Annotated in this window: 22 protein-coding genes; 2 read left to right on the forward strand and 20 right to left on the reverse strand. The window is 39.1% G+C overall.

The window, feature by feature from the left end; all coding sequences use genetic code 11:
* Window positions 1-64 precede the first annotated feature (64 nt).
* The 4 genes from ACFJIZ_RS14350 to ACFJIZ_RS14365 form a co-directional block, all read right to left on the reverse strand.
* Window positions 65-1,183, reverse strand: a complete 1,119-nt coding sequence (locus ACFJIZ_RS14350) for a transglutaminase domain-containing protein (protein ID WP_379085311.1) — start codon at window positions 1,181-1,183, stop codon at window positions 65-67.
* Between the two features lie 138 nt (window positions 1,184-1,321).
* The gene (locus tag ACFJIZ_RS14355; RefSeq protein WP_379085314.1) at window positions 1,322-1,507 is read right to left on the reverse strand and encodes a hypothetical protein; all 186 of its coding nucleotides are present in this window, start codon (window positions 1,505-1,507) and stop codon (window positions 1,322-1,324) included.
* Window positions 1,479-2,999, reverse strand: coding sequence for a S41 family peptidase (locus ACFJIZ_RS14360; RefSeq protein WP_379085317.1), 1,521 nt, complete (start codon window positions 2,997-2,999; stop codon window positions 1,479-1,481). Before ACFJIZ_RS14360 ends, ACFJIZ_RS14355 begins: the two co-directional genes overlap by 29 nt.
* Window positions 2,962-3,132 carry a hypothetical protein gene (locus tag ACFJIZ_RS14365; protein ID WP_379085320.1) on the reverse strand — a complete coding sequence of 57 codons (171 nt, stop codon included), beginning with the start codon at window positions 3,130-3,132 and terminating at the stop codon, window positions 2,962-2,964. The genes ACFJIZ_RS14360 and ACFJIZ_RS14365 overlap by 38 nt, the downstream gene beginning before the upstream one ends.
* A gap of 199 nt (window positions 3,133-3,331) precedes the next feature.
* Between ACFJIZ_RS14365 and ACFJIZ_RS14370 the strand changes: the two genes are divergently transcribed.
* Both ACFJIZ_RS14370 and ACFJIZ_RS14375 read left to right on the forward strand, forming a co-directional pair.
* Window positions 3,332-4,375 (forward strand): sensor histidine kinase, encoded by a 1,044-nt coding sequence (locus tag ACFJIZ_RS14370; protein ID WP_379085323.1) that lies wholly within the window; start codon window positions 3,332-3,334, stop codon window positions 4,373-4,375.
* The gene (locus ACFJIZ_RS14375) at window positions 4,368-5,087 is read left to right on the forward strand and encodes a LytR/AlgR family response regulator transcription factor (RefSeq protein WP_379085326.1); all 720 of its coding nucleotides are present in this window, start codon (window positions 4,368-4,370) and stop codon (window positions 5,085-5,087) included. The genes ACFJIZ_RS14370 and ACFJIZ_RS14375 overlap by 8 nt, the downstream gene beginning before the upstream one ends.
* Window positions 5,088-5,318: 231 nt before the next feature.
* On the opposite strand, the gene ACFJIZ_RS14380 is transcribed toward ACFJIZ_RS14375, so the two are convergent.
* The 16 genes from ACFJIZ_RS14380 to ACFJIZ_RS14455 form a co-directional block, all read right to left on the reverse strand.
* Window positions 5,319-5,834: an OmpA family protein gene (locus ACFJIZ_RS14380; protein ID WP_379085329.1), complete on the reverse strand. Its 516-nt coding sequence runs from the start codon at window positions 5,832-5,834 to the stop codon at window positions 5,319-5,321.
* 29 nt (window positions 5,835-5,863) lie between these two features.
* Window positions 5,864-6,148 (reverse strand): hypothetical protein, encoded by a 285-nt coding sequence (locus tag ACFJIZ_RS14385; RefSeq protein ID WP_379085332.1) that lies wholly within the window; start codon window positions 6,146-6,148, stop codon window positions 5,864-5,866.
* Window positions 6,149-6,239: 91 nt separating this feature from the next.
* The gene (locus ACFJIZ_RS14390) at window positions 6,240-6,686 is read right to left on the reverse strand and encodes a DUF6265 family protein (protein WP_379085335.1); all 447 of its coding nucleotides are present in this window, start codon (window positions 6,684-6,686) and stop codon (window positions 6,240-6,242) included.
* A 72-nt stretch (window positions 6,687-6,758) separates the two neighbouring features.
* Window positions 6,759-7,364, reverse strand: coding sequence for a helix-turn-helix domain-containing protein (locus ACFJIZ_RS14395; RefSeq protein WP_379094051.1), 606 nt, complete (start codon window positions 7,362-7,364; stop codon window positions 6,759-6,761).
* On the reverse strand, window positions 7,249-7,578 hold the full coding sequence (locus ACFJIZ_RS14400; protein ID WP_379085338.1) for a DUF6597 domain-containing transcriptional factor: 330 nt from the start codon (window positions 7,576-7,578) through the stop codon (window positions 7,249-7,251). Before ACFJIZ_RS14400 ends, ACFJIZ_RS14395 begins: the two co-directional genes overlap by 116 nt.
* A gap of 125 nt (window positions 7,579-7,703) precedes the next feature.
* Window positions 7,704-9,170: a RagB/SusD family nutrient uptake outer membrane protein gene (locus tag ACFJIZ_RS14405; RefSeq protein ID WP_379085341.1), complete on the reverse strand. Its 1,467-nt coding sequence runs from the start codon at window positions 9,168-9,170 to the stop codon at window positions 7,704-7,706.
* Between the two features lie 19 nt (window positions 9,171-9,189).
* Window positions 9,190-11,976, reverse strand: coding sequence for a SusC/RagA family TonB-linked outer membrane protein (locus ACFJIZ_RS14410; protein ID WP_379094054.1), 2,787 nt, complete (start codon window positions 11,974-11,976; stop codon window positions 9,190-9,192).
* Between the two features lie 11 nt (window positions 11,977-11,987).
* Entirely contained in the window at window positions 11,988-12,362 is a 375-nt protein-coding gene (locus ACFJIZ_RS14415) for a carboxypeptidase-like regulatory domain-containing protein (RefSeq protein WP_379085344.1), read from the reverse strand.
* Between the two features lie 582 nt (window positions 12,363-12,944).
* Window positions 12,945-13,169, reverse strand: coding sequence for a CDGSH iron-sulfur domain-containing protein (locus tag ACFJIZ_RS14420; protein ID WP_379085347.1), 225 nt, complete (start codon window positions 13,167-13,169; stop codon window positions 12,945-12,947).
* Window positions 13,170-13,247: 78 nt separating this feature from the next.
* Window positions 13,248-15,284, reverse strand: a complete 2,037-nt coding sequence (locus ACFJIZ_RS14425; protein ID WP_379085350.1) for an outer membrane beta-barrel family protein — start codon at window positions 15,282-15,284, stop codon at window positions 13,248-13,250.
* A 116-nt stretch (window positions 15,285-15,400) separates the two neighbouring features.
* Entirely contained in the window at window positions 15,401-15,628 is a 228-nt protein-coding gene (locus ACFJIZ_RS14430) for a hypothetical protein (RefSeq protein WP_379085353.1), read from the reverse strand.
* 134 nt (window positions 15,629-15,762) lie between these two features.
* Complete coding sequence (locus tag ACFJIZ_RS14435; protein WP_379085356.1) at window positions 15,763-16,908, reverse strand: helix-turn-helix domain-containing protein; 1,146 nt, start codon at window positions 16,906-16,908, stop codon at window positions 15,763-15,765.
* Between the two features lie 48 nt (window positions 16,909-16,956).
* Window positions 16,957-17,640, reverse strand: coding sequence for a GNAT family N-acetyltransferase (locus ACFJIZ_RS14440; RefSeq protein ID WP_379085359.1), 684 nt, complete (start codon window positions 17,638-17,640; stop codon window positions 16,957-16,959).
* Window positions 17,641-17,713: 73 nt separating this feature from the next.
* Window positions 17,714-18,808: a DUF5700 domain-containing putative Zn-dependent protease gene (locus ACFJIZ_RS14445; RefSeq protein ID WP_379085362.1), complete on the reverse strand. Its 1,095-nt coding sequence runs from the start codon at window positions 18,806-18,808 to the stop codon at window positions 17,714-17,716.
* 2 nt (window positions 18,809-18,810) lie between these two features.
* Entirely contained in the window at window positions 18,811-19,599 is a 789-nt protein-coding gene (locus ACFJIZ_RS14450) for a DUF3667 domain-containing protein (RefSeq protein ID WP_379085365.1), read from the reverse strand.
* Window positions 19,600-19,694: 95 nt separating this feature from the next.
* On the reverse strand, window positions 19,695-20,426 hold the full coding sequence (locus tag ACFJIZ_RS14455; protein ID WP_379085368.1) for a LytR/AlgR family response regulator transcription factor: 732 nt from the start codon (window positions 20,424-20,426) through the stop codon (window positions 19,695-19,697).
* Window position 20,427: the final 1 nt, after the last annotated feature.

A 20,427-nucleotide genomic window follows, 5' to 3' on the forward strand; every position in this document is an offset into this window, starting at 1 on the left:
GAAGGACTTATGCAGTCGATCTTATTTTAACGTTGATTTAAATTGCATTCCAAATTTATCAGAATTATTTAGGTTCTGCGTAAAAATCTTTTAACGAATGGGTATACACGCAATAATCAACTTTCATGTCCCAAAAAGGAATTTTAGAAAGGTTTGATGCACCAACAGGAACCAACATCAACGAGCGTTTCCCTTCTAATTTGTAGCTTTCTGCCGCTGGAATTTGGCGACTATCCAAGGCCGTATCAAGATAGTACAAATAGTCATACACAAAATCGGTATACTCTCTTTTCGAGACCTTGCCCCTACTGGTAAAAGCTACCAGATTATAATTGTTGCTTAAAGCTTGCTGAAACTCAACTGCGTTTAATGGTTTGCCATTTAAAGTAGGCATGATGTTAAACTGTCCATCTATAAATGCCCATTTCTTCAGGTCGTTTAGGTACACTTCCGTAGCCACATGCCCAGGCGAACCTTTTCTGGTTTCGGCATCTTTGGTTTTAAGATACAGTACCCTTGCTTTATAACCTTGTGCAATCAATTGGTCGCGTAGTACAATGGCATAGGCAAAACAAGGGAAACGTCCACCTGCTTTTGCCTCATTTAAAATAGAAATGGCGTCATTGGCTTTTGGTGCGTTACCACCATCATGTTTCCATTGGTTGTGTGTCCAGTTTAAGATGGTCAACACCTTTTGCATATCGTTACGATCTTTCTTGATCAATTGGGCAACTGGATATTTCTTACGGAGTTCGTCAAAATAAGCTGTATTAGACTTTTCATAATGTAGCTGTAGGTCATTGCGTTTAGCAGTCTGACCATAAGTTACCTTATCCCATGCAAAAGGTTTTGCAACGATAATGGTATGTGCAGGTGCAGCATCGCCCATTTTAACATAAAAAGATTTTGCTTCTCCTGGCTTGATGTTAAAGCCAATGCTATCTTTATCAGTTCTGAAACCAATGTATTCACTTTTGGCATACAATTTCACATTCAGGGTATCATTTGCAATTTCTGGCGATATCCGCCACATATTTTCGACCCATACCTTATTATCATAGGCAACAGCAGCTTTTTCGCTATTGGCAAGGATCAACGGCTTGTTCTTATACAGTTTTTGGGCAAGTACGGGGGTAGCCAATAAGCTAAATGCCAATAGGCCAAGTAAGTGTTTTGGTTTCATGTTTTAATTTGTGTTTAAATCTATTAATAAACTCTAATAAATGGGTCATTTATCAAAAATCTATCTCTTTTATAAAGACGAATAGGGCCATGCAATGGTTGCATGGCCCTATTTTAATTGATAGCAATTACAATTGTTTTACTTTCCTTCTCTAATGTATTTGATGGCTCTTTGTAGCTGTGCATCTTCTTCTCCGATCAGGTCTTCAACAGATGGTTTAAAAGAAATATCTGGGATAATGCCAATGCGTTGGGTTTCACGACCATCAGGGTAAAAGATACCATTGCCAGTAAAATTAAATTGATAAGCACCTGGTAAGGTCAATCTTTTTAAGACTCCCATCGGCCCCAGCAGTCTGGCTACCAATAACCGTAGTGTTTTTATTCAACTGGCGTAACATCATGCTAAACCACTCGCCCATACTCTGTGTATCTTCATTGGTTAAGATCACTATTTTACCCGTATATAACTCTCCCATAGGTTTAGGCGCATCCTTAATTACAGCCATATAATTTTCAGCTCCTTCTCTATGTATAAAAGCACCTGGATCTTTAAGGTCAACAGCATAATAACGGGCAAAGGCAAATGGAGCTTTACCCAACACCAAAGGCAGATAATAGCTAAAGAAACCTGGGCCTTGCGGGTATGCTCTCATGTCGAAAATGATGGCTTTTTTACTTTTCAGATCGGCTGATAGCTGTGGAAGGTCCTTATCTTTTGGGAAATCTTTTTCAAAAAGATGGCCTGCCCTGATCACAGTGATATCGTTACCGATGTGCTCCATACCTTTGATACTGCGCTCTACTGTTGCTCTTTGTGTCATGTATTTCTGAATAACAGCGATGTCTTGTCTATTTCTGCGGTCCAACATTTCCAGTTTTAGGTTCAGGTGGGTTTTACCTCTCGCTACCTTTACATTTAAGGTCTGGCTAGCCAGATTACCAAAAGCAAGTGCATATCCTTCATCATAAACAGGACTCAATTCTCTATATTTAACACTTTTGTTAGACGCGGGAATCAAAACCATTCTTTCTTTAAGCCATTGTTCAACCTTGGTTCCATTAATGGCTACAATCTGATCGCCCGCTTTCAGTTCATTGTGTTTAGCTAAAGAATCATTCAAGAATTTTTTAACGATGATACTTTTTGCTCCCACCTTGTAATCAAAAGGAGGATAGTACACCACATTAAAGATCGTATTGATCATTTTCATGTTTTTGCTCGCCATAAACCCACCAGCATGCGTATCGTTAATGGCTTCGGCCAAAAACAAAACACTCTTCTCGTAACTGGTCCTATTGTTGATTTTCCTAAAAACTGGTATCACCTCTACCAATACGTCTTTCCATTTGCTGTCCATCATATATTTATAAGGGAATAGATACTCAATTGCATTCCAGGTTTTGGCCAAGGCCAGCAAGTTCATCTCTTCTTGGTTAAAAGCATAAGTTGCATAAGGAGCTTCATTCGGCAGATCACCCTCATACCACACCGCTGGAATATACTGGTGCTTTCCGGTTAAATTAACCTGATTAGATAATGCTGTTAGTTGTTGTCTTAATGCAGTTGAGTACCCTTTGTTCTTGATCCAGCTATAATCTATATTTTTAAGCAGGTGCTGGTAGCTGTTCTGGTTTTTTCTGTCGTAGTGTTGAACGCTTGCGGTTAACGAAGGGTCTATTGGACCAATCATTTCTATCATCAATTGATTGAACTGTTTTTCATCAGCATTTTTAACTGAATCAATCAAGGCTAAGAACACTTTGTCGGCATCGAATTTACCGGTAATGCTTTTTTGCGATTTGTATTTGACCAAACCCCAGATACTGGATAAACTGTTGGATATTTTGATTTTGAGCTTTAGCATTTAGCTGCTGCGCCTGTGTTTGAGGAATATATAGCAATACCATTGCTAAAAGTAAAAGAAGGTTGTATTTAATCGTTTTCATGTTTTTTTGTTTAATACCTCAAATGTCCATATCCAAAACCGTTGATCAGAATGCGATTGACCAACACCAAACTTTTGTTGACAAGAGCCAATTTGGGGTAAAATCGATCATGTGTGTCCATTAACCGATCTTGTCAATAAAATTGACCTTTTGGTGTGATCTTTTTCTCGACAGGATTATTTTAAGCTACTTTTAAACCATGAACAAAAGATTATTATGCTATCTACACATCGGTTATTGGTTATTGGTACTGATGCAGGTATTGCTGGTGGCCCTTGGCACAGGCGTTTTAGGCACACATTTCGATTGGTCCTTATTCCTCTCTATTGTATTGCCCGTTAAAGCTTTACAGACGGCCTGTTCGGCCTTGTTTTTTTATACCAACTACTTGTTGCTGGTTCCTTATGTTTTAAAAAGAGGAAGCATCATCAAATATGTACTTTCATTGGTAGGCTGCATTGTTGTTTTTAGCCCACTCTATTACCTGATGGAACAAATTGTGTATCCATTGATTGGTTGGAAAAGTTATGACTCGGACCTCGACTTCTTCTTTGCATTCATTGTTGCCTTGGGTGCCAATTTTCTGAATATATTCTTAGGTCTATTGTTAAGTTACCTAATGGATTGGCGTACCATCCGTGCAGAGAAAGAGGTAGTAGAAAAGGAGCAGCTTAAAACCGAACTGGCCTTTTTAAAATCGCAGGTAAACCCACATTACCTGTTCAATACCATTAACGATATCTATTCGCTTACCCAACAACAATCTGAAGAAGCACCGGAAGCGTTGCTCAAACTTTCTGAGCTGTTGCGTTACATGTTAAGGGAAAGCGACGACCCTTATGTGCCTTTGACCAACGAAATAGAATACCTGAACAATGTGATCGCTTTGCAAAAAATTGGGCAAAAAGGAAATTCCCATATCAATTTTAAGGTGATTGGCAAAATACAGCAACAAAAGATCGCGCCATTGATCTTAATCAATTTTATAGAGAATGCATTTAAACACGGGGTTTTTAAAAACAGTGAAACACCCATCCAAATTTTAATTGCTATTGACGGACAGGCTTTTCATTTGCATCTTCGCAATCAGATCAATGCGGCCAAAAAGGATAAAACTGGAGGAATTGGGTTGGTTAATGTACAACGACGCTTGGCATTGATCTATCCCAACAGGCATGAGCTTTTAATTGACCAACAAACTGATACCTTTATTGTGGATTTAAAAATTGACCTTTATGATTAGATGCATAGTTGTAGATGATAAGCCTTTGGCTATTGATGTTTTAAAACACTACATCTCTAAAGTTCCATCTTTAACACTAACTTTTACTACGGTTAACCCTTTAGAAGCCTTAAACAAAGTGATCGAAGGTGAGGTAGACCTTGTTTTTCTGGACATCCAGATGCCCGAGCTGAGTGGACTACAGTTTATGAAGATCGTAAAGGGAAAATGTTTAGTGGTTTTAACCACTGCTTATGCCGAGTATGCCCTAGAAGGTTTTGAGAATGATGCGGTTGATTACTTATTGAAACCTGTTTCTTTTGAACGCTTTTACAAAGCTGTAGAAAAGGTACAACTGATCTTGAAAGGTTTGGCCGAAACAGATAAACCAAATACTGTAGCCTTGGCCAAGCAAAAAGAGGTAAGCCATATCTTTGTAAAAACAGAATACAAATTGATCCGGGTTAATGTAGCAGATATTCTCTATGTAAAGGGTTTACAAAACTACGTAATGATCTATACGGCTACAGAGAAGATCACCAGCTTACAGACCATGAAAAAAACCGAAGAGCAGTTGCCTGCTGATCAGTTTATGCGAATCCATAAGTCTTTTATTGTTGCAATTAATAAGATCAATAGTATTGAACGCAACCGTGTCAGCATTGGCGATAAGAACATTGCTTTGGGCGAGGTTTATCGGGAGGCCTTTTACAATGCGATAGCGAACAATTAATTCGCATAAGTCTTGCTTATAGTTTTATAGGACGCTACCGCGGGGTTACTTTTTCCATTAGCTGAAAAAGTAACTAAAAAAGCCACGGCTGCGCCCAGCGCTTTAAAGTCTCTGCTTAGGCAAATTAGTATCTACCGCACTTGACAAGGCCGATTTTTCGCAATCGAATGTTCATTGCTACGGCTTGAAATCGTACCTACCTAACATTTGCTCAATATGAATCTTTATCAATTATTTCAATACCATTTCAACCCTTCTGTTCTTTGCTTTGCCTGCATCGTTGGCATTACTCGCTACTGGAGCCAAAGAGGCTACACCTTGTGCATTGATCTGGGTTTTATTTACGCCATATTTAGCAGCTAATTCTGTAACTACGGCATTGGCCCTATTTTTTGACAAGACCAGATTCTGGTTAAAATCACCTACATTATCGGTATGCCCCACAATGTATACCTGCATGTTTGGATTGAGTTTCAAGAACTTGGCCATCTCCGTTAATGTTGCTGCAGACTCGGGCAACAGCGCAGCTTGGCCAGTATTGAAATAGATCCCATAAAAAATGGCTTTCCCTTCTTCTTGGATATTACTTTTGATCTCTTCTGCACTGGCCACCACTTCCTGTTTCATCTTTTCTTCTTTGATACTGGTTACAGAGTAGTATCCAGATCCATCGGTATACACATAAACCCAATAAATATCAGTACCTTTTTTAAGCTTGCCATACAAATAGTTATCCGCTCTATACAAAATCTCCCCACCTGCTTTTTCTATGGCATTTACATAGTTTTGGCAGACTGCACCCCCGATGGACGGCTTTGGAAATCGCCATTAAACTTATAGCTCACCATAAACTTAGGCCCTCGTTTTATAAAATCTATCCGGCCTTTAACTTTATCTTTTTGGTAAGTCTCCATTTGGTCGAACTCCTTTTCCTGACATTCAGCAACACTATGGTTGGCCAAGCTACTGGCAAATAAAGGATGTCCTTTACAAGGTGCATTTTGGGCGTCAACAAATTTGCTGACCAACAGAAACATAAATATCAAAGCAATGTTTTTCATCTGTATTTTTCAATAGGGTGATGGCCAACCAACCCTTGGTCGGCCTTATATTTAGACACCTAAAAATACTAAAATGTTACTAAAAGCTCAATCATTTTTGCTTAAACATCTTGTAAGAGAAGCCTTTATCTCCATCGCCCAATACAGCTACAAAAAGAGTGGTATCATTCAATTTGGTGTATTGTATTTTTTTGGGGAAATCATGGCTTGGATTTTCAAATGAAAATTTGCCTTTCACTTCTTTGTTTAATATAAAATCGATGGGTTGTGCATTGTTTTGGTTCAATACTTTTGCGGTATAGATGATTTTTTCTGCATTCATTTTGATGCTCAATTGCTCATCAATCTGTTTGTTGCCTCCCTTGATCTTATACGAACTACCTTCCAACAGGTTGTCTTTATTCAATTTCCAGGCTTCGTAATTTTCTTTTTTCTCTACCTTCCAGGTGCCTGCTAAAAAGTGAAGGTCATTTAGGTTTGGGTTGGGCATGATACTGCTCAACAATAACAAGGTCAATAGGCTGATGGTACTTTTCATATATCTAATTTTAAAATGTTTTTTACAAAGATGGGATGACCCGAAACCCAAAAATTGTAAAAATGCGACAAGTTATTCGAAAGTTGCAAACAAGGTTGACATGGTGAGGTTACCTGCGTAGAACTTTTTGGGAGTTACACCCGTAAATTCTTTAAAGTCTTTGATAAAATGGGCTTGGTCGAAATAATCTCCAGTATACGCAATCACCGTAAGGCTAGGTGCTTGCCCTTTGAGCAACAATGTTTTTAAGGTAGCCTGTAGTCTAAATATCTTGGCCAATTGTTTAGGACTTAAACCCACCTGGGCGGCAAATTTACGTTCCAGTTGGCGCCTATTAACGGACAGTTCTTTTGATAGTTCGGCTACGCTAAGTTGGCCGTTCAAAGTTAACATGGTTTCGATACTCGATTTGATCAGACGGTCGACCGCTTCTTCATTGACCAAACAGTCCATCAAAAAAGCTTCAATAATCTGGATCCGCTCTTCGGTTGTTAAAGCGGCAAGCATCTCTGTTTCGAGCTGATCGCCTTTGTTACCAAATAACTCTGTTAAAGGCACAGCCCTATTTTCCATGGTGCTTGCGGCAACCGAGGTAAAAGGGATAAACCCATGCGGATGGAAACGGATGGCAAAAATATCGGTTCGTCCCGTTTGTTTGATTTCTAAGGGTTGCGTGATCTTGCCCAAATACAAAAGCTTTGGGCTGTATAATGTGGCTTCCATCTTCAAAATACTGTTCATAAAAATCACCACAGTGGAAGATCATTTCCATACAGCCATCTGGTACTATCCTTTGTTTTTCGGGGTTGGGATAGGCTGGGCCTTCTAATGTCCAATAACATTTAACAAAAGAATCGAGATCTGCACTCGGCAGAATGGTGTTGTAATTCATTGGATCAGCTTTGTTATAAAAATAGCGCTCGAAATGGTTTTTTGCAAATGTATGTGCTTATCATTTTGTTCAAACACAAAAAAGCCCACCTATGAAATTCATAGGTGGGCTTTATGTGATGTGAATTAATAGCCTTGGTTCTGCTGTGCTTTCAAACCTGGGTTGGCATTAATTTCGCCTTGCGATATCGGAAGCCTTGTTTTATAGAAGGTACGATCAATGCTCTTGGTTCTGGTTGGTATGGTTACATTGCCAAGCTCATCGTTAAAGGTGATCGTTTTATTTAAACGGATCATGTCAAAGAAACGCTGGCCTTCGCCAACCAGTTCTTTGCTTCGCTCATCTAAGATGATATCTAGCGTCACTGTTCCGGCTGTAGCTGGAGCCAAGTTAGGTGCCCTTTTGCGTATTGCATTTAAATAACCTGCCGCTTTGCCTGGATCTGTAGGCAGGGCAGCTTCTGCAGCGATCAAGTAGATCTCAGACAGTCTGATCACCTTAATGTTAACTGCAGTCGAGGTTGCTTTTCCATCGCCAAGCAATGCGGTGTTACCACTATACTTATAAAGCGCACCAAAACGGTTGTTTACAGGAACGGTAACCGTTTCATCATAACTCATAACACCCCACCTTACATCAGCTGGGTCTTGGTTCAGTCTGGCCAAAAAATCATCACTGGTGGTAAACCAACCTAAAACTGTACTTGCACCATGTCCTTTACGTCTGTGGTAAAAGCCCAAAGAAGCAGTAGTCAGATCGTTCTCTGTTGGAAAAATACCCAATTCAAAAATAGATTCGCTACCAAATTGACTTTTCCATGAGTCTACCCAATTGGCATTAGTGTATAAGGTATATACATTACCGCTATTGATGATTTCTTCTGCTGCTTTTAAGGCATTTGGATAATCTTTCATGTACAGATATACCCTGGCCTGTATGGCCATATTGCCATAATAATTAAGATAGCCATTTGACTTGGTTTTACTCAATAATGGCGCAGCAGCTTTAAGGTCGCTCAGGATCTGTGTATAGTTCTGTTCAACAGTTGCACGTAAGGGTTGTGCCGAAGCATCTAAAACGGTAGTGATGTTAGGTACGCCAAACGAGCTTTTATCATCATCGTATGATTTACCATACAAACGCACCAAGTCAAAATACATCAATGCCCTTGAGGTTAAAGCCTGCCCTTTGGCACTTGCAAAACCACTTGCCCCTGTTGCTTCCAGCTTGGCAATACTTGCCAATAGGTTATTTGTCTGTAATACGCTATAGTAAAGCTGCGACCAGAAACCCGAATAACTGCCACTAGCGGCGGCATGGTCGAAAGTATAAAGTCCATCTTGCCCTCTACCTCTAGAGAGGATGGTAAAATCGCCTCCTTTTGCATCGCCATACAACATAAAGTTTCTACCATAATAATCAGAACTGGTCATGTTACGCATAATACCGTTGATCATTACCTGCGCATCTGCCGGAGTTTGGATAGCGATTCCAGAATCGCCAGAGTTACTTGGCTTCACATCTAAAAAATCTTTACATGAAGAGAGTCCCAATACAAGAAGTCCGATCAAGAATATATTTACTTTTTTCATTTTTAAAATCTTTAAATCATTAGAAACTAAGTTCAATACCAAACGTATAAGTTTTGCCAAATGGAGTTTCCCAACCTCTGGTACCGTATTGGTTTACTTCGGGATCAGCAATCTTGTATTTAGAGAAGGTAAGTAGGTTTGAACCATTAAAATAAACCCTTGCATTTGATGCACCCGCTTTGTTGATGAATTTTTTAGGCAGGTTGTAGCCTAAGGTGATGTTCTTTAACCTTAAGAAACTGGCATCGTGCATCTGACGGGTGCTGTATTGCATTGGGTCTGTTAAATCGTTACCATCTAGTTTAGGTAAGGTACCGGTGGTATTGGTAGGTGTCCACATGTTGTCATAATAATATTGGGCCCTGATCCTTTCCCAATAGTAGCCATCATCGGCCACATCTTTAAAGGCTCCATCGTACAATTTGCCACCGATCTTGTAGTTAAAGTTCAATGCCAATGTAAAACCTTTATAGGCTACATCAGTATTTAAACCACCGTAAACATCTGGCATGGCATCACCAATAATGGTAAAGGCCGCTTTATTGAAACTGTAAGAGGCACCTCTTCCATTGTAAAGGAAATCTCCGTTGGTGCCATTGTTTACATAATATACATTTTTTCCATTCCCAGGATCGGTACCTGCCCACTCATAACCATAAAGGCTTAATGTAGATTGGCCTTCTCTGTAAATAAATTGGGCCCTTGCATCGCCACCTGTTGGATCATACCAGATGATATCCTGTCCTTGAGGACTTGTACCATTGCTGTACAGCTTGGTTACTTTAGATTTGATGAATGAAGCATTTACACTTGCGCTCCATCTAAAATCATCCTTACGGATAATGTCTCCACCTAGATCCAACTCCAGACCACGGTTGTTGATCTCTCCAACATTTCTTAAGGTAGAACCAAAACCTGTCACCATCGAAATAGGCACATCTTGCAACAAGTTTTTCGAATCGCGGTTAAAATACTCTACCGTACCGGTGATCCTATTGTTGAACAAGCCAAACTCTAAAGCAAGATTGGTTGAGTAACTTGTTTCCCAACTTAGGTTTGGATCCACGATATTGCTGATCCCGCCTCCTGCCTGGTTCATATATTTAGAGCCATAGCTGGTTAACGAACGCCAGCCAAAATTGGCCGTTGGTAAAGTACCATTTACACCATAAGATGCCCTTAACCTTAAGTTGCTGATAGAGCTGAGGTCTTTCATAAAATCTTCGCTATTGATCTTCCAGGCACCTGCAACAGACCAGAAATCACCCCAACGTGTATTTGGGCTCAATCTTGATGATCCATCACGACGATAAGACCCAGATACAAAGTATTTTTGGTTATAGTTATACTCTGCCCTAGATAAAACAGACAAAATAGAATTGCCCCAATCGTAGGCACTTGCTGTTAATACACCTGCAGTTGCTACGGTATGTAAAGCACTTGAAGGTAGATCAGTACCAGAAGAACGTTGGAAATCTGTTTTGTTACGCTCTGCCTCAAAACCTGCCAAGAAGCTAACGTTGTGTTGGCCAAACTGTTTGTTGTAGTTTAAGGTAGTTGACGAAACCCATTTATTGATATTGGTGGTCATTTCATTGACCGCACCTTTGGTTACCGCACCATTAAAGTGCAAGGCACTGTAATAGATGTGGTCGCTGATCTGCGAATTGTCATATGAGAAGATTGATTTAACATTCAATTCTGGTAAGATCTTTACCGTTAAGGTTTCGTTGGCGGTTATCCTTTTGGTGATCGATTTATTCTCCCACTCATTGTCATAATACACCGCATTCTGTGCCAAACTGCCATACCTGGTTGTAAAAGGTTGGCCTGTTTTATAATCTGTTGGCCAATAAAAAGGCCATAATAGGTTTCTAGATTGGAAGAAATAGTTTGAACCTGTATTTCGGGTATCATTAAAGCCCGACTGACCACTCCTTGCAAAGTTTACATTGGTCAAAAATTCGATGTATTTGCCTACCTTTTGGTTAAGGTTTACTCGACCAGTTATCCTATCAAAATCATTTATTTTCACCCTACTTTGGTCTTTGGTATAAGATAAGGAAGAGTAGTAGGTGGTATTTGCATCGCCACCACTTACAGAAACATCATTGGTCTGGTACACAGCGGTCCTGAACAAAGCGTCTTCCCAATCAAAATAAGTACCTTCTCTGTTTACCAATCCATCGGTCATGCCGCTGATGATCACATTTTCGCCCAAACCAGTTCCATTGGTACTAAATTTATAACCATGTTTGTTAAACTTGGTATTTAACTGGCTAAGTGCATAAGCATTTGCTACTGCATCAGTTTGTTTTGCTGATGTTTTGTTATCGTGAAAGGTCCTATATAACATGTTGGTCTGCTCTTGCACGCCAGCTACCTCATAATTATCTGTAGCCCACGATGGGGTAAAACCAACAGAAGATTTAACATTGATCACTGGCTTACCCGATTTCCCTCTTTTGGTATTGATCAATACCACACCATTAGCTGCTCTTGATCCATACAAAGATGAAGCTGCCGCATCTTTCAATACCGTAATGCTTTCAATATCTGCCGGATTGATCGAACTCATGATGTTATTGCTGCTACTGGTATAATCGCTCATCTGCCCTGCATTACCTGATACTACTGGTACACCATCAATTACATATAGCGGCTCGTTAGAGGCATTCATTGAACCGATACCCCTGATCCTAATGTTGGCCACGGCACCCGCCTGACCAGAAGAAGCGGTAACCTGCACACCTGGCATCCTACCGTTTAAGGCATTTTCGAAAGATGTCAATGCCGCATCCTTGATCTTGTCTTTATCTAAAGTTGCAGCAGTCCTGTATAAGTCCCTTTTTTTGCAGTTCCGTAAGCTACTACCATAATCTCATCTAAGGCTTGCTCAGTAGCTTGTAGTGTTACGTTGATTGTTGTACGGCCATTTACGGCTGTTTCTAAGGTTTCAAACCCAAGGGCAGAGAAAACCAAGGTTGCATTGGGCGCTACCTTATCTAAAGTATAGGCACCTGCCATAGTTGAAGATACCCCATTGGCTGTACCCTTAACTGTTACGTTAGCGATGACAGGAATACCATCTTTCGCCGAGGTAACTGTACCAGTTACCTTTATTGGAGTTTGTGCAAACAATGATAAACAGATCATCAAATTGCACAAAACAAGTAAAGTTTTTTTCATCATGATAAAAAATACATTTTGTAAAAAATAAAAGAATTGAATTGACATTAACGATATAGCCCCAAAAGAGCCATAGTTGACCATACATTTAATTCAATAAATGCACAGACAAGCAAGCAAAATACAACTAGGTTATTTGGCTAAACTCAGGTTAACATTCCGGAAAAACTGGAGAGATAGTAAGAATTTTTTCATGTTTTGGTTGGTTAAGTTGACTGATGTGTGTTGTTTTTTGGGCAAACAAGTAGAGCGGCTGGTTAAACCTTTTAGATCTACTATGTTTAAGGTTGTTTTAGTTTCAAGTGCTGTATTATCTGATACATTACTGATCAATGGTAGTACAATATAATTTTATATTAAGAAAAAACCAATCCTTTAATGAAATATTATATCCTATTGATTAATATAAACTGTTTTTTAGCGTTAAAATCCTAGCTTTTTACTGATTAAACTTTCTTTTTAGTTAATTATCGTTAATGTAACTTCTTTAAGATAGCATAGTTGATCCAAACTACGTTTTACCCATATCCATAAAAAAGCCCAGTCTTTACAACCGGGCTGATCTTTAACTATGCATTTCAATTGTTAAACCTTTTTTGGAGGTAGATCAAAAGCAACCGCTTCGTGCTCAAAATGTCCATTGTGCGAGCCATCGCAAAAGGGTTTGTTTTTAGAAAGACCGCATCTGCAAATAGAAAGTACGGTTCTTCCTTGTAGTCCGTATACATCTCCGTTTCTATCTACGATTTCAAAATCGCCCTCTATCTTTACCGAACCATTATTGTTGATTGTTAGTTTTGTTTTCGACATTTGTTTTTGTTTTCGACAAAACTAACCATTGTATAGGCTGCACTAAAATCTCATTTCTATTTAGAAACATTCTCTTGTTTAATTTGTCCTTTTGCGTTCTTCTTCGTTGCCAAAACTTCTGCCTTTTACATTGATTTTGGTGTTGCCAAAGTTGTAGGTTAACGATAACCTAACAAATCTACTGCTGTTGTTTTCGCTATAGACCTGTTTTACCCCATTCACTATTGAGGTATAGTTTTTAAGGTAAGCTGTATTAAAGACATCATTTGCCAGTAGCGATAACTGTAACTTATCCTTGATCATATCTTGTCTTATGCCAATATTCAATCCGTAGATGTTACCTACTTCATACAGTCCTCTTTTTACTTTAGAAGTAAAAAAGAAATCAGCTTGTAGTTTTGTGGTTTGGCCAAGGGCAAATGTGTTGTTGGTGCTGAGGTACAACTGCACACCGTTTTTTGGGCTAGCATTAATGGCATTGGTAAAATTCGTTTTCGAACCCAAAAGATAAACCATGTTCTGGCTCTGCCACCAAGTGCCTACATTAACGCTGTAGTTCTCTCCAATACCATAATAATATTCTTTAAAATAGTTCTGCCTGCTGATCACCTGTGTATTGGTATTGGGATCTGAGCTAAAGATTACCCCGAAACCATCATTGGTTACATTAAAGAAAACATTGGTCCTCAAATTGCCTTTATACACATGTGTAAATTCAAAATTATCGTTAAACGAAGGTTGTAAAAAAGGATTTCCTTCAGAGTAACTGGTGCTGTTAATATAAGAACGGAACGGATTAAGGTTGGCAAAACTAGGTCTCTTGATCCTTCTGCCATAACTAAAGGCAAAATTATGGCTTTCGCTTTTTTGGTAAGAGAGGTAAACCGTAGGGAAAAGTTTGAGGTAGTTGTTGGTATTTTTCTGATTGATGGTGGCCGAAAAACCATCGGTCTGTGTGTTTTCTACCCTTAAGCCCAACTGCAGACTCAGCTTGGCATTTAATTGTTTTGTTCCATTGATATAAAGTGCCTGATTGCTTTCTTTGTAATCAAATTCGTTTGAACGGTTTGGATCAAAAGCTTCACCACCACTAATGGTATTGTAGTATTTTATATCAGCCTTACTGTTTACAAGACTTAACCTTGCACCATAAGAAAGATTGATGAATTTTAAGGGATGGTCCATATCTATCTTCAGCCCAAAATTGTTGATGTTCTGGTTAGCGATATTTCTTGCCGATTGATTGGTATTCAGAAATTCACCGTTAGGTAAAAAGGTTTGGGTTACAAAATTGTTGTCTATTTTAGCACCATAGGTAAAATAGTCAAGGTCTACAGAGATCTTTCTGTTGAGTGTATCTAAAGTAGAAACCAAGTGTGCATTATAGGTATTGCCTTTGTTGTTTAGATCGTTTGCCGCGGTATTGACCAATACTGATTCTAAATGATGATCAGTGTTGTTGACCCCTATTTTGGTAAGGTCTGCACGATCAGGATTGTTAAAATTGCCCAAATATTGTAGCCCAATTGTTGTTTTAGGGCTAAGGTCGTAGTCTAAGGCAAAACCCGCTGTAACATTGTCCTGTTTTGCTTTGCCCTCGCTTTTCAGCTCCCATACCCCTTTTGGATAAAAAGTATCCAGATCTTCTCTGGTTTTGATGTTCCCCAATCTGCCTCCTGCATTGAATGAGAATTTAACTTTGTTTTTATTGTAAAAGAAACTATTGTTCAAGCTAAAAAAGCTGTATGTATTTTGGTCGTAGGCAAGATTACTGGTATTTTTCCAGGCATTGGCCATTCCTTTTTTAAGGATAATGTTGATCAGGCCACCATCGCCACTGGCCTCGTATTTGGCAGGTGGATTATTGATGACCTCTATGCTTTTGATATCACTTGAAGAAATAGAATTTAAATAATTAATCAGGTCCTGTCCTGTTAAATCAAGCATCCGCCCATTGATCATTACACGGGCTGAGCCTTTGCCCAGCAAACTAATGTTACCATTAAGCACCATCACACCAGGAGCCGAGCCTATAGCGTTAATTGCATTACCTCCGGTGGCCATTACACTTTGCTCAACGTTAAACACTAAACGATCTGCTTTATATTCAATCATTTTCTTTTTAGCTACCACGACTACTTCATTCAGGTTATTGCCTTGGGCTTTTAATTGCAGTACACCAAGGTCTGTATCTTGTGCTATTAAAAGCTCTTTTTCTAAGGCTTCATAACCTACAAAACGATCTTCAGCTTATAGGCTCCCGTTTTAACTTTTAGTTCAAAAGAACCATCTTCTTTGGTCAGGTTGCCAGTTACGGTTTTACCTTCAGCATTTGATAAAATCACATTGGCCCAACCAATAGGTTCTTGGTTATTTTTTACGTTTCCTTTTAATTGCACTTGTGCGCTTGCCCATAACGTTAGGCTATTTAATAAAGCAATTACAATAAGTTTTTTCATGTTTTCTCTGTTTGTTGAGGCAAAGTTGCTCGACAAACAGGGCAATAACGTCCGACAAAAAAAGTCGAACTCTTTTTTCGGAAAGAAAATGGTTCGACCTTTTAAAACCAGAAGTACGACTTTTTACAACAAGCTTATAATGAATTGTTTCGGTACTGCGTTGGGGTTAGATTGGTGTATTTTTTAAATGCAGTATGAAAAGAAGATTTAGAGTTAAAACCGATATGATACAAAATCTCTAATATGGTTAGATTGCTTTTTGCAGGATCTCTCAATAGCTCCATGGCCTTTTTGATCCGGTATTCGTTTACAAAATCAAAAAAATGCAGGTCAAGATGGTGGTTGATCAAAATAGATAACTCCCTAACAGGCATATTGATCAGGTTAGCCAAGTCTTGTATGGTTAACGAAGGTTCTAAAAAGGGTTCGTCTTTATGCATAAATGTACGGAGCATTGTAATCTTATCCTCCATTTCATTTGCTTCCCCACTTTTTACTACCGATGTTTGGTCAATTCCGGGCAAGATGTCTTTTACCAAACGTAGTTTTGAATCAACGCCCCTAAAAAGTTCTGGATGGTACAATGCCTTTAATACAAACCAGCATAAAACACTCAGGGCAATTACACCTACCAAAAGATTTGCCCAAATAGAAATGGTGGTCAGACTGTTGTACACCAAAATATTTTTGACCATTACAAAGCTATGTGCCCCCACAGAAATCATGGTCAATTGAAACAGCCAGCGGTAGGTGATGTTACCTGGATCTGTATAATTTTCGAGATAGAATTTTTTGAATTTGTTTAAGGTCAAAAAGACCGCTACAATATAAAAAACAAACTGCAGGTCTGTAAATACCCTTAAAAAAAGTGTTTCGGGTTGATCTATATAATTGCTATAGAAAAGTTCTTTGCCTGCCTGATCTGTCAAATATACATTTGGCATTACTACAAGGTTGGCTATGATATAAGGTAGGATATGTAATAGGTGCTTGGGTTTTAGTTTAAAATCCGAATAACAAACGGATAAGACATAGAGGTAAAAGAAAGGCATGATCAGAAACGAAGTCTGCTCCCTAAATGTTTCTATACCTAATTGGTTTTCTACAAAATAAACAACAAAAAAGCCACTCAGATCTATCCCACTTAAGATAATGAAGGCGGCGAAAAGCACATTGCTGAGTTTATTTTTTGTTTTTACGGTGAGCAAAAACAGGGCTAAAAGAAAGGATACAAAAACTGCAACACAACTAATGACACCTACTAAATTAATTTTGTCCATTTTTAACCTTTTGCTTTGGTTTACTAAAGTAAATACAAAGTTTTAATTCTAGGCCACTTTTTGGATCACATAAGCAATCATTTCTATTCTGATATGGAAGCCTAACTTTTGATACAGTTTTACTGCGCCATGGTTATCGTTCCTTACATGTAGAAAAGGGGTTTCAGCTTTTTCCAATATCCTTTTGATCTGCTCGCGCAACAATTGGTAGGCATAACCTTTACCCAAATGGTTGGGATGTGTACATACCGCGCTCACTTCTACATAAGGTGTTGGATTAAAACGATGGCCTGCCATGGCCACCAGTTGGTCTTCGTGATAGACACCTGTATAATTGCCCAACACAATTGTTCTTGGTTTAAAGGGCCCAGGTTGGGTCAGTGCTACCAAGGCTGTCATTTCTGGCACATGGAACTCGTTCAGTTCTGTAAAACCATCATCTACACCTACGGGAACAGTCTTGGGTTCATAAACCATCTGAAACATGTCGATGTGGGTAAGCAGTTTCCAGTTTTTAGGCAGGGTTAACGGCGAGGGTGTAAAAACCACAAAGACACTGGCCTCTGGACTATTTTGATAAAGTGCCTCAAAATCTGCTTCCGAATTGTCTTTTAGCCCCGCAAATGAGGCAATATCTTGTTCGTAATAGTTGGCCTGTTCGGTTCCTTTTGCAAAGATCTGATGCCCAGATATCAGAGCATTATAAATGGGGTTATCTAAGGGATGTTTCATTGTACACGCTGTTCAGTACACAAAGGTATTAAATTGACAAAGCAAAAACCTTCGGAAACTTGCTAAAATGCTTTTATGAGCTGGCGCTGATCTTCCAGTACCGTTGCTCTAATTGCTTACAAAAATCGATTGCCGTTTTAGAGAATACAGGTGGGGGTTTTTTATCTTTTTTTGCCGCTTTATTGTACAGGTAGATAAAGTAAAAAGGATTCTGGATATTTGCGATCAATTGCTTACGGTAACCGTTGCGTACAATAATATCTGCCATATAATAACCCGGGTTGTGCCCGCTAGAATAGTTCATCAGGTTACGGTATTCCTTTACCGTTTTAAAGGTAGTGCTTTGGCTCTGTGCCATCAACTGTAGGGCCGTATCCAACTGTTTAACAATACTGTCGGGTCGGGTCAACAGAAACTCCTCAAAATGATACTCGTAAACGATGTCTTTGGTTGGGTCAAATGAATATTTTTTGTCGATCATATCCGCACTTCCTTCGTTCAGCACCGCCTGCAAGGCATACAGTATCCCTTCGTCTGCAGGAATGGTGGCTTTCAAACTTCTTTGTCCACGTAAAATATGGTGCAATTCATGTGCGCCTACAATTCCGTAATTTAATTTATCCTGATTGTATACGTTCCATAAGGTAAAAACAATGCCCCCCTTATCAACCAATGCATCATTGTCTATACCGATAATGAATATCTTCGTTTCTGGAGTCTTAACCTGCAATCGCTTCGGCAACCATGCCCAGCATTTTTTGTAAATACTATCTAAATAAGCTGGATTTTGAAGCTGCGCTGCATAGGCTTTTAAAACCTGCTCGTGGTCTTTGTATTGGTTGATCTTGTAGGCGATCCAATTGTTCAGCTTATCGTCCATCATTTTTTTTAAGCGCACAGCATTTTTAGGGTGATATACGAACTGTAAGGTTTTGCGATAGTTTTCTAGAAACTGTTCGCTAAAAGCCTGGTTTTCGATATAAACCTTGTTGCCTTCCAATTGTAAAAAGTCTTTCCATTCTTTACGAGATAGGGTATCACCCTGTTTTAAACGGTCGGTAATCTTCCAAAAGGCATTTAAGGAAGCAAGGTCTACTTGTTGGGCCTTGGCCAAGTTTACCGAACAGCAACAGCAGATCAAAAAGAAAATTTTTATTAGGTTTTTCATAGCTAGAGTGAGTATCTGATTTTAATAAGGTCGTACCATGAGTTGATGCCAATGGTATTGTTAAAGAAGTGGAAACCGAAGATGATGTACAGCTGAAATACAAAATCGAGGATATACGATAAATTAACGATCAGCAATAACCAACCTAGGTTACTGACACGACCGAACAGCATTGTCATTTGCCATAAGATAATGAACGAGCTGAGTATGGTAAAACTATCATCCAAAATCCCTTTGTAGCTGATCAAAGGAATGTAAAGGGGTAACAACAAAATCCTGATGGCATAGGTAAGCCCTAGCGTGTATAACCAAAAAACAGTAATCTCTGCCAAGTTGTAGCGCTTGTAAAAAAACAACCAGGTAAGCAGTGCCTGAAAAGGCAACAGTAACAATGCCCTGTATTTGGTAAAATGATAGATCTCTCTACCCCATTCGTTATGCCGATGGGTAATCTGGTCTTCATAATCGAACACGTATGGATACAAAATGGTCAATATCCCAGCCGTAAGGATAAAAAACAATACAGGGCTAAAATACTTTTTCCTTTGCCCCTTAAAATAACTGGTATAAACCAATTTGGGCTGTAAAAAAAGTTCTTTGACCAATTTGAAGATGCCTTTGTCGGCATGGGTCAAGGAATGCCATAACTCATGCAGCAATTCTTTTAAGGTAAGTTGTGCAGTGCCCAGCTTTTGCCCACATTGACTGCAGAAATGGCCGCTGGTTTGTGTTGCACCACAATTTGCACAGCTGGTTATGGAAAGATGTTGTTTCAATAGGGCCGACTTCAACTTATACTAAACTTTTGTTCAGTCAAAGAAACAGCACATCGTCGCCGATAAAGATTAATTTCGACGTTTAGCATACGTATTTAGACGAATGTCAATTAAAGCGTCCCATTTTCGATCAGGTTTTTGACCATGTCTCTGTAATTGGTGCCTATCGGGATCTGTTCACCATTGTTCATCACTACGGTATTGCCAGTAATGGTGCCAACGGCTAATTTCCTTACAATAAAAGAACGGTTCACCCTTAAAAATTCGTCCGTAGGCAAAAGCTCTTCTATTCTTTTAATGGTCATGTGGGTAACGATAGTTGTGTTTTGGGTATGTACCTTTAGATAATCCTTCATCCCCTCTATGTAGTTGATCTCTTCTACAAGCACATTCACAAACTTTTTGTTTTCCTTAAACACTACCTGACGCTTTTGTTGGGCAGGCTCATTCCTGTTGGGCTGTTGTTTGATCCTTTCGTAATCAACCTTTTCCTTTGCCTTGTTAATGGCTTTGACAAACCTTTCGAAAGTGATGGGCTTTAACAGAAAGTCGAGGATGTCTAGTTCATAACCATCTGCTGCATAATTGGCATGAGCTGTGGTCAAAATCACCATTGGTTGCTCAGCACCAAAAGTTTTAACCAGTTCCAAACCACTCATTTCTGGCATGTTCACATCCAAGAAAATAAGTTGTGGCTTAAGGTCTGCTATTTTTTCTATGGCTACGATGGCATCATCGCATTTGGCCAACAATTTTAAAGATGGCATCCGTAAAATGTATTTCTCTATTAATTCTTGCCCTAGGGGTTCATCATCTATAATGATACAGGTTATACTACTCATC

Origin of the sequence: Pedobacter sp. UC225_65 (assembly GCF_042698365.1) — a bacterium.
GTDB lineage: Bacteria > Bacteroidota > Bacteroidia > Sphingobacteriales > Sphingobacteriaceae > Pedobacter.

What these genes read in the sequence shown, in the direction of transcription:
- ACFJIZ_RS14365 (WP_379085320.1), bottom strand. Translation starts at nt 3,132, where the DNA reads ATGAAAACGATTAAATACAACCTTCTTTTACTTTTAGCAATGGTATTG.
- ACFJIZ_RS14370 (WP_379085323.1), top strand. Translation starts at nt 3,332, where the DNA reads ATGAACAAAAGATTATTATGCTATCTACACATCGGTTATTGGTTATTG.
- ACFJIZ_RS14435 (WP_379085356.1), bottom strand. Translation starts at nt 16,908, where the DNA reads ATGGACAAAATTAATTTAGTAGGTGTCATTAGTTGTGTTGCAGTTTTT.
- ACFJIZ_RS14385 (WP_379085332.1), bottom strand. Translation starts at nt 6,148, where the DNA reads ATGAAAAACATTGCTTTGATATTTATGTTTCTGTTGGTCAGCAAATTT.
- ACFJIZ_RS14420 (WP_379085347.1), bottom strand. Translation starts at nt 13,169, where the DNA reads ATGTCGAAAACAAAACTAACAATCAACAATAATGGTTCGGTAAAGATA.
- ACFJIZ_RS14375 (WP_379085326.1), top strand. Translation starts at nt 4,368, where the DNA reads ATGATTAGATGCATAGTTGTAGATGATAAGCCTTTGGCTATTGATGTT.
- ACFJIZ_RS14425 (WP_379085350.1), bottom strand. Translation starts at nt 15,284, where the DNA reads ATGATTGAATATAAAGCAGATCGTTTAGTGTTTAACGTTGAGCAAAGT.
- ACFJIZ_RS14390 (WP_379085335.1), bottom strand. Translation starts at nt 6,686, where the DNA reads ATGAAAAGTACCATCAGCCTATTGACCTTGTTATTGTTGAGCAGTATC.
- ACFJIZ_RS14415 (WP_379085344.1), bottom strand. Translation starts at nt 12,362, where the DNA reads ATGATGAAAAAAACTTTACTTGTTTTGTGCAATTTGATGATCTGTTTA.
- ACFJIZ_RS14445 (WP_379085362.1), bottom strand. Translation starts at nt 18,808, where the DNA reads ATGAAAAACCTAATAAAAATTTTCTTTTTGATCTGCTGTTGCTGTTCG.
- ACFJIZ_RS14350 (WP_379085311.1), bottom strand. Translation starts at nt 1,183, where the DNA reads ATGAAACCAAAACACTTACTTGGCCTATTGGCATTTAGCTTATTGGCT.
- ACFJIZ_RS14455 (WP_379085368.1), bottom strand. Translation starts at nt 20,426, where the DNA reads ATGAGTAGTATAACCTGTATCATTATAGATGATGAACCCCTAGGGCAA.
- ACFJIZ_RS14440 (WP_379085359.1), bottom strand. Translation starts at nt 17,640, where the DNA reads ATGAAACATCCCTTAGATAACCCCATTTATAATGCTCTGATATCTGGG.
- ACFJIZ_RS14405 (WP_379085341.1), bottom strand. Translation starts at nt 9,170, where the DNA reads ATGAAAAAAGTAAATATATTCTTGATCGGACTTCTTGTATTGGGACTC.
- ACFJIZ_RS14400 (WP_379085338.1), bottom strand. Translation starts at nt 7,578, where the DNA reads ATGAATTACAACACCATTCTGCCGAGTGCAGATCTCGATTCTTTTGTT.
- ACFJIZ_RS14430 (WP_379085353.1), bottom strand. Translation starts at nt 15,628, where the DNA reads ATGAAAAAACTTATTGTAATTGCTTTATTAAATAGCCTAACGTTATGG.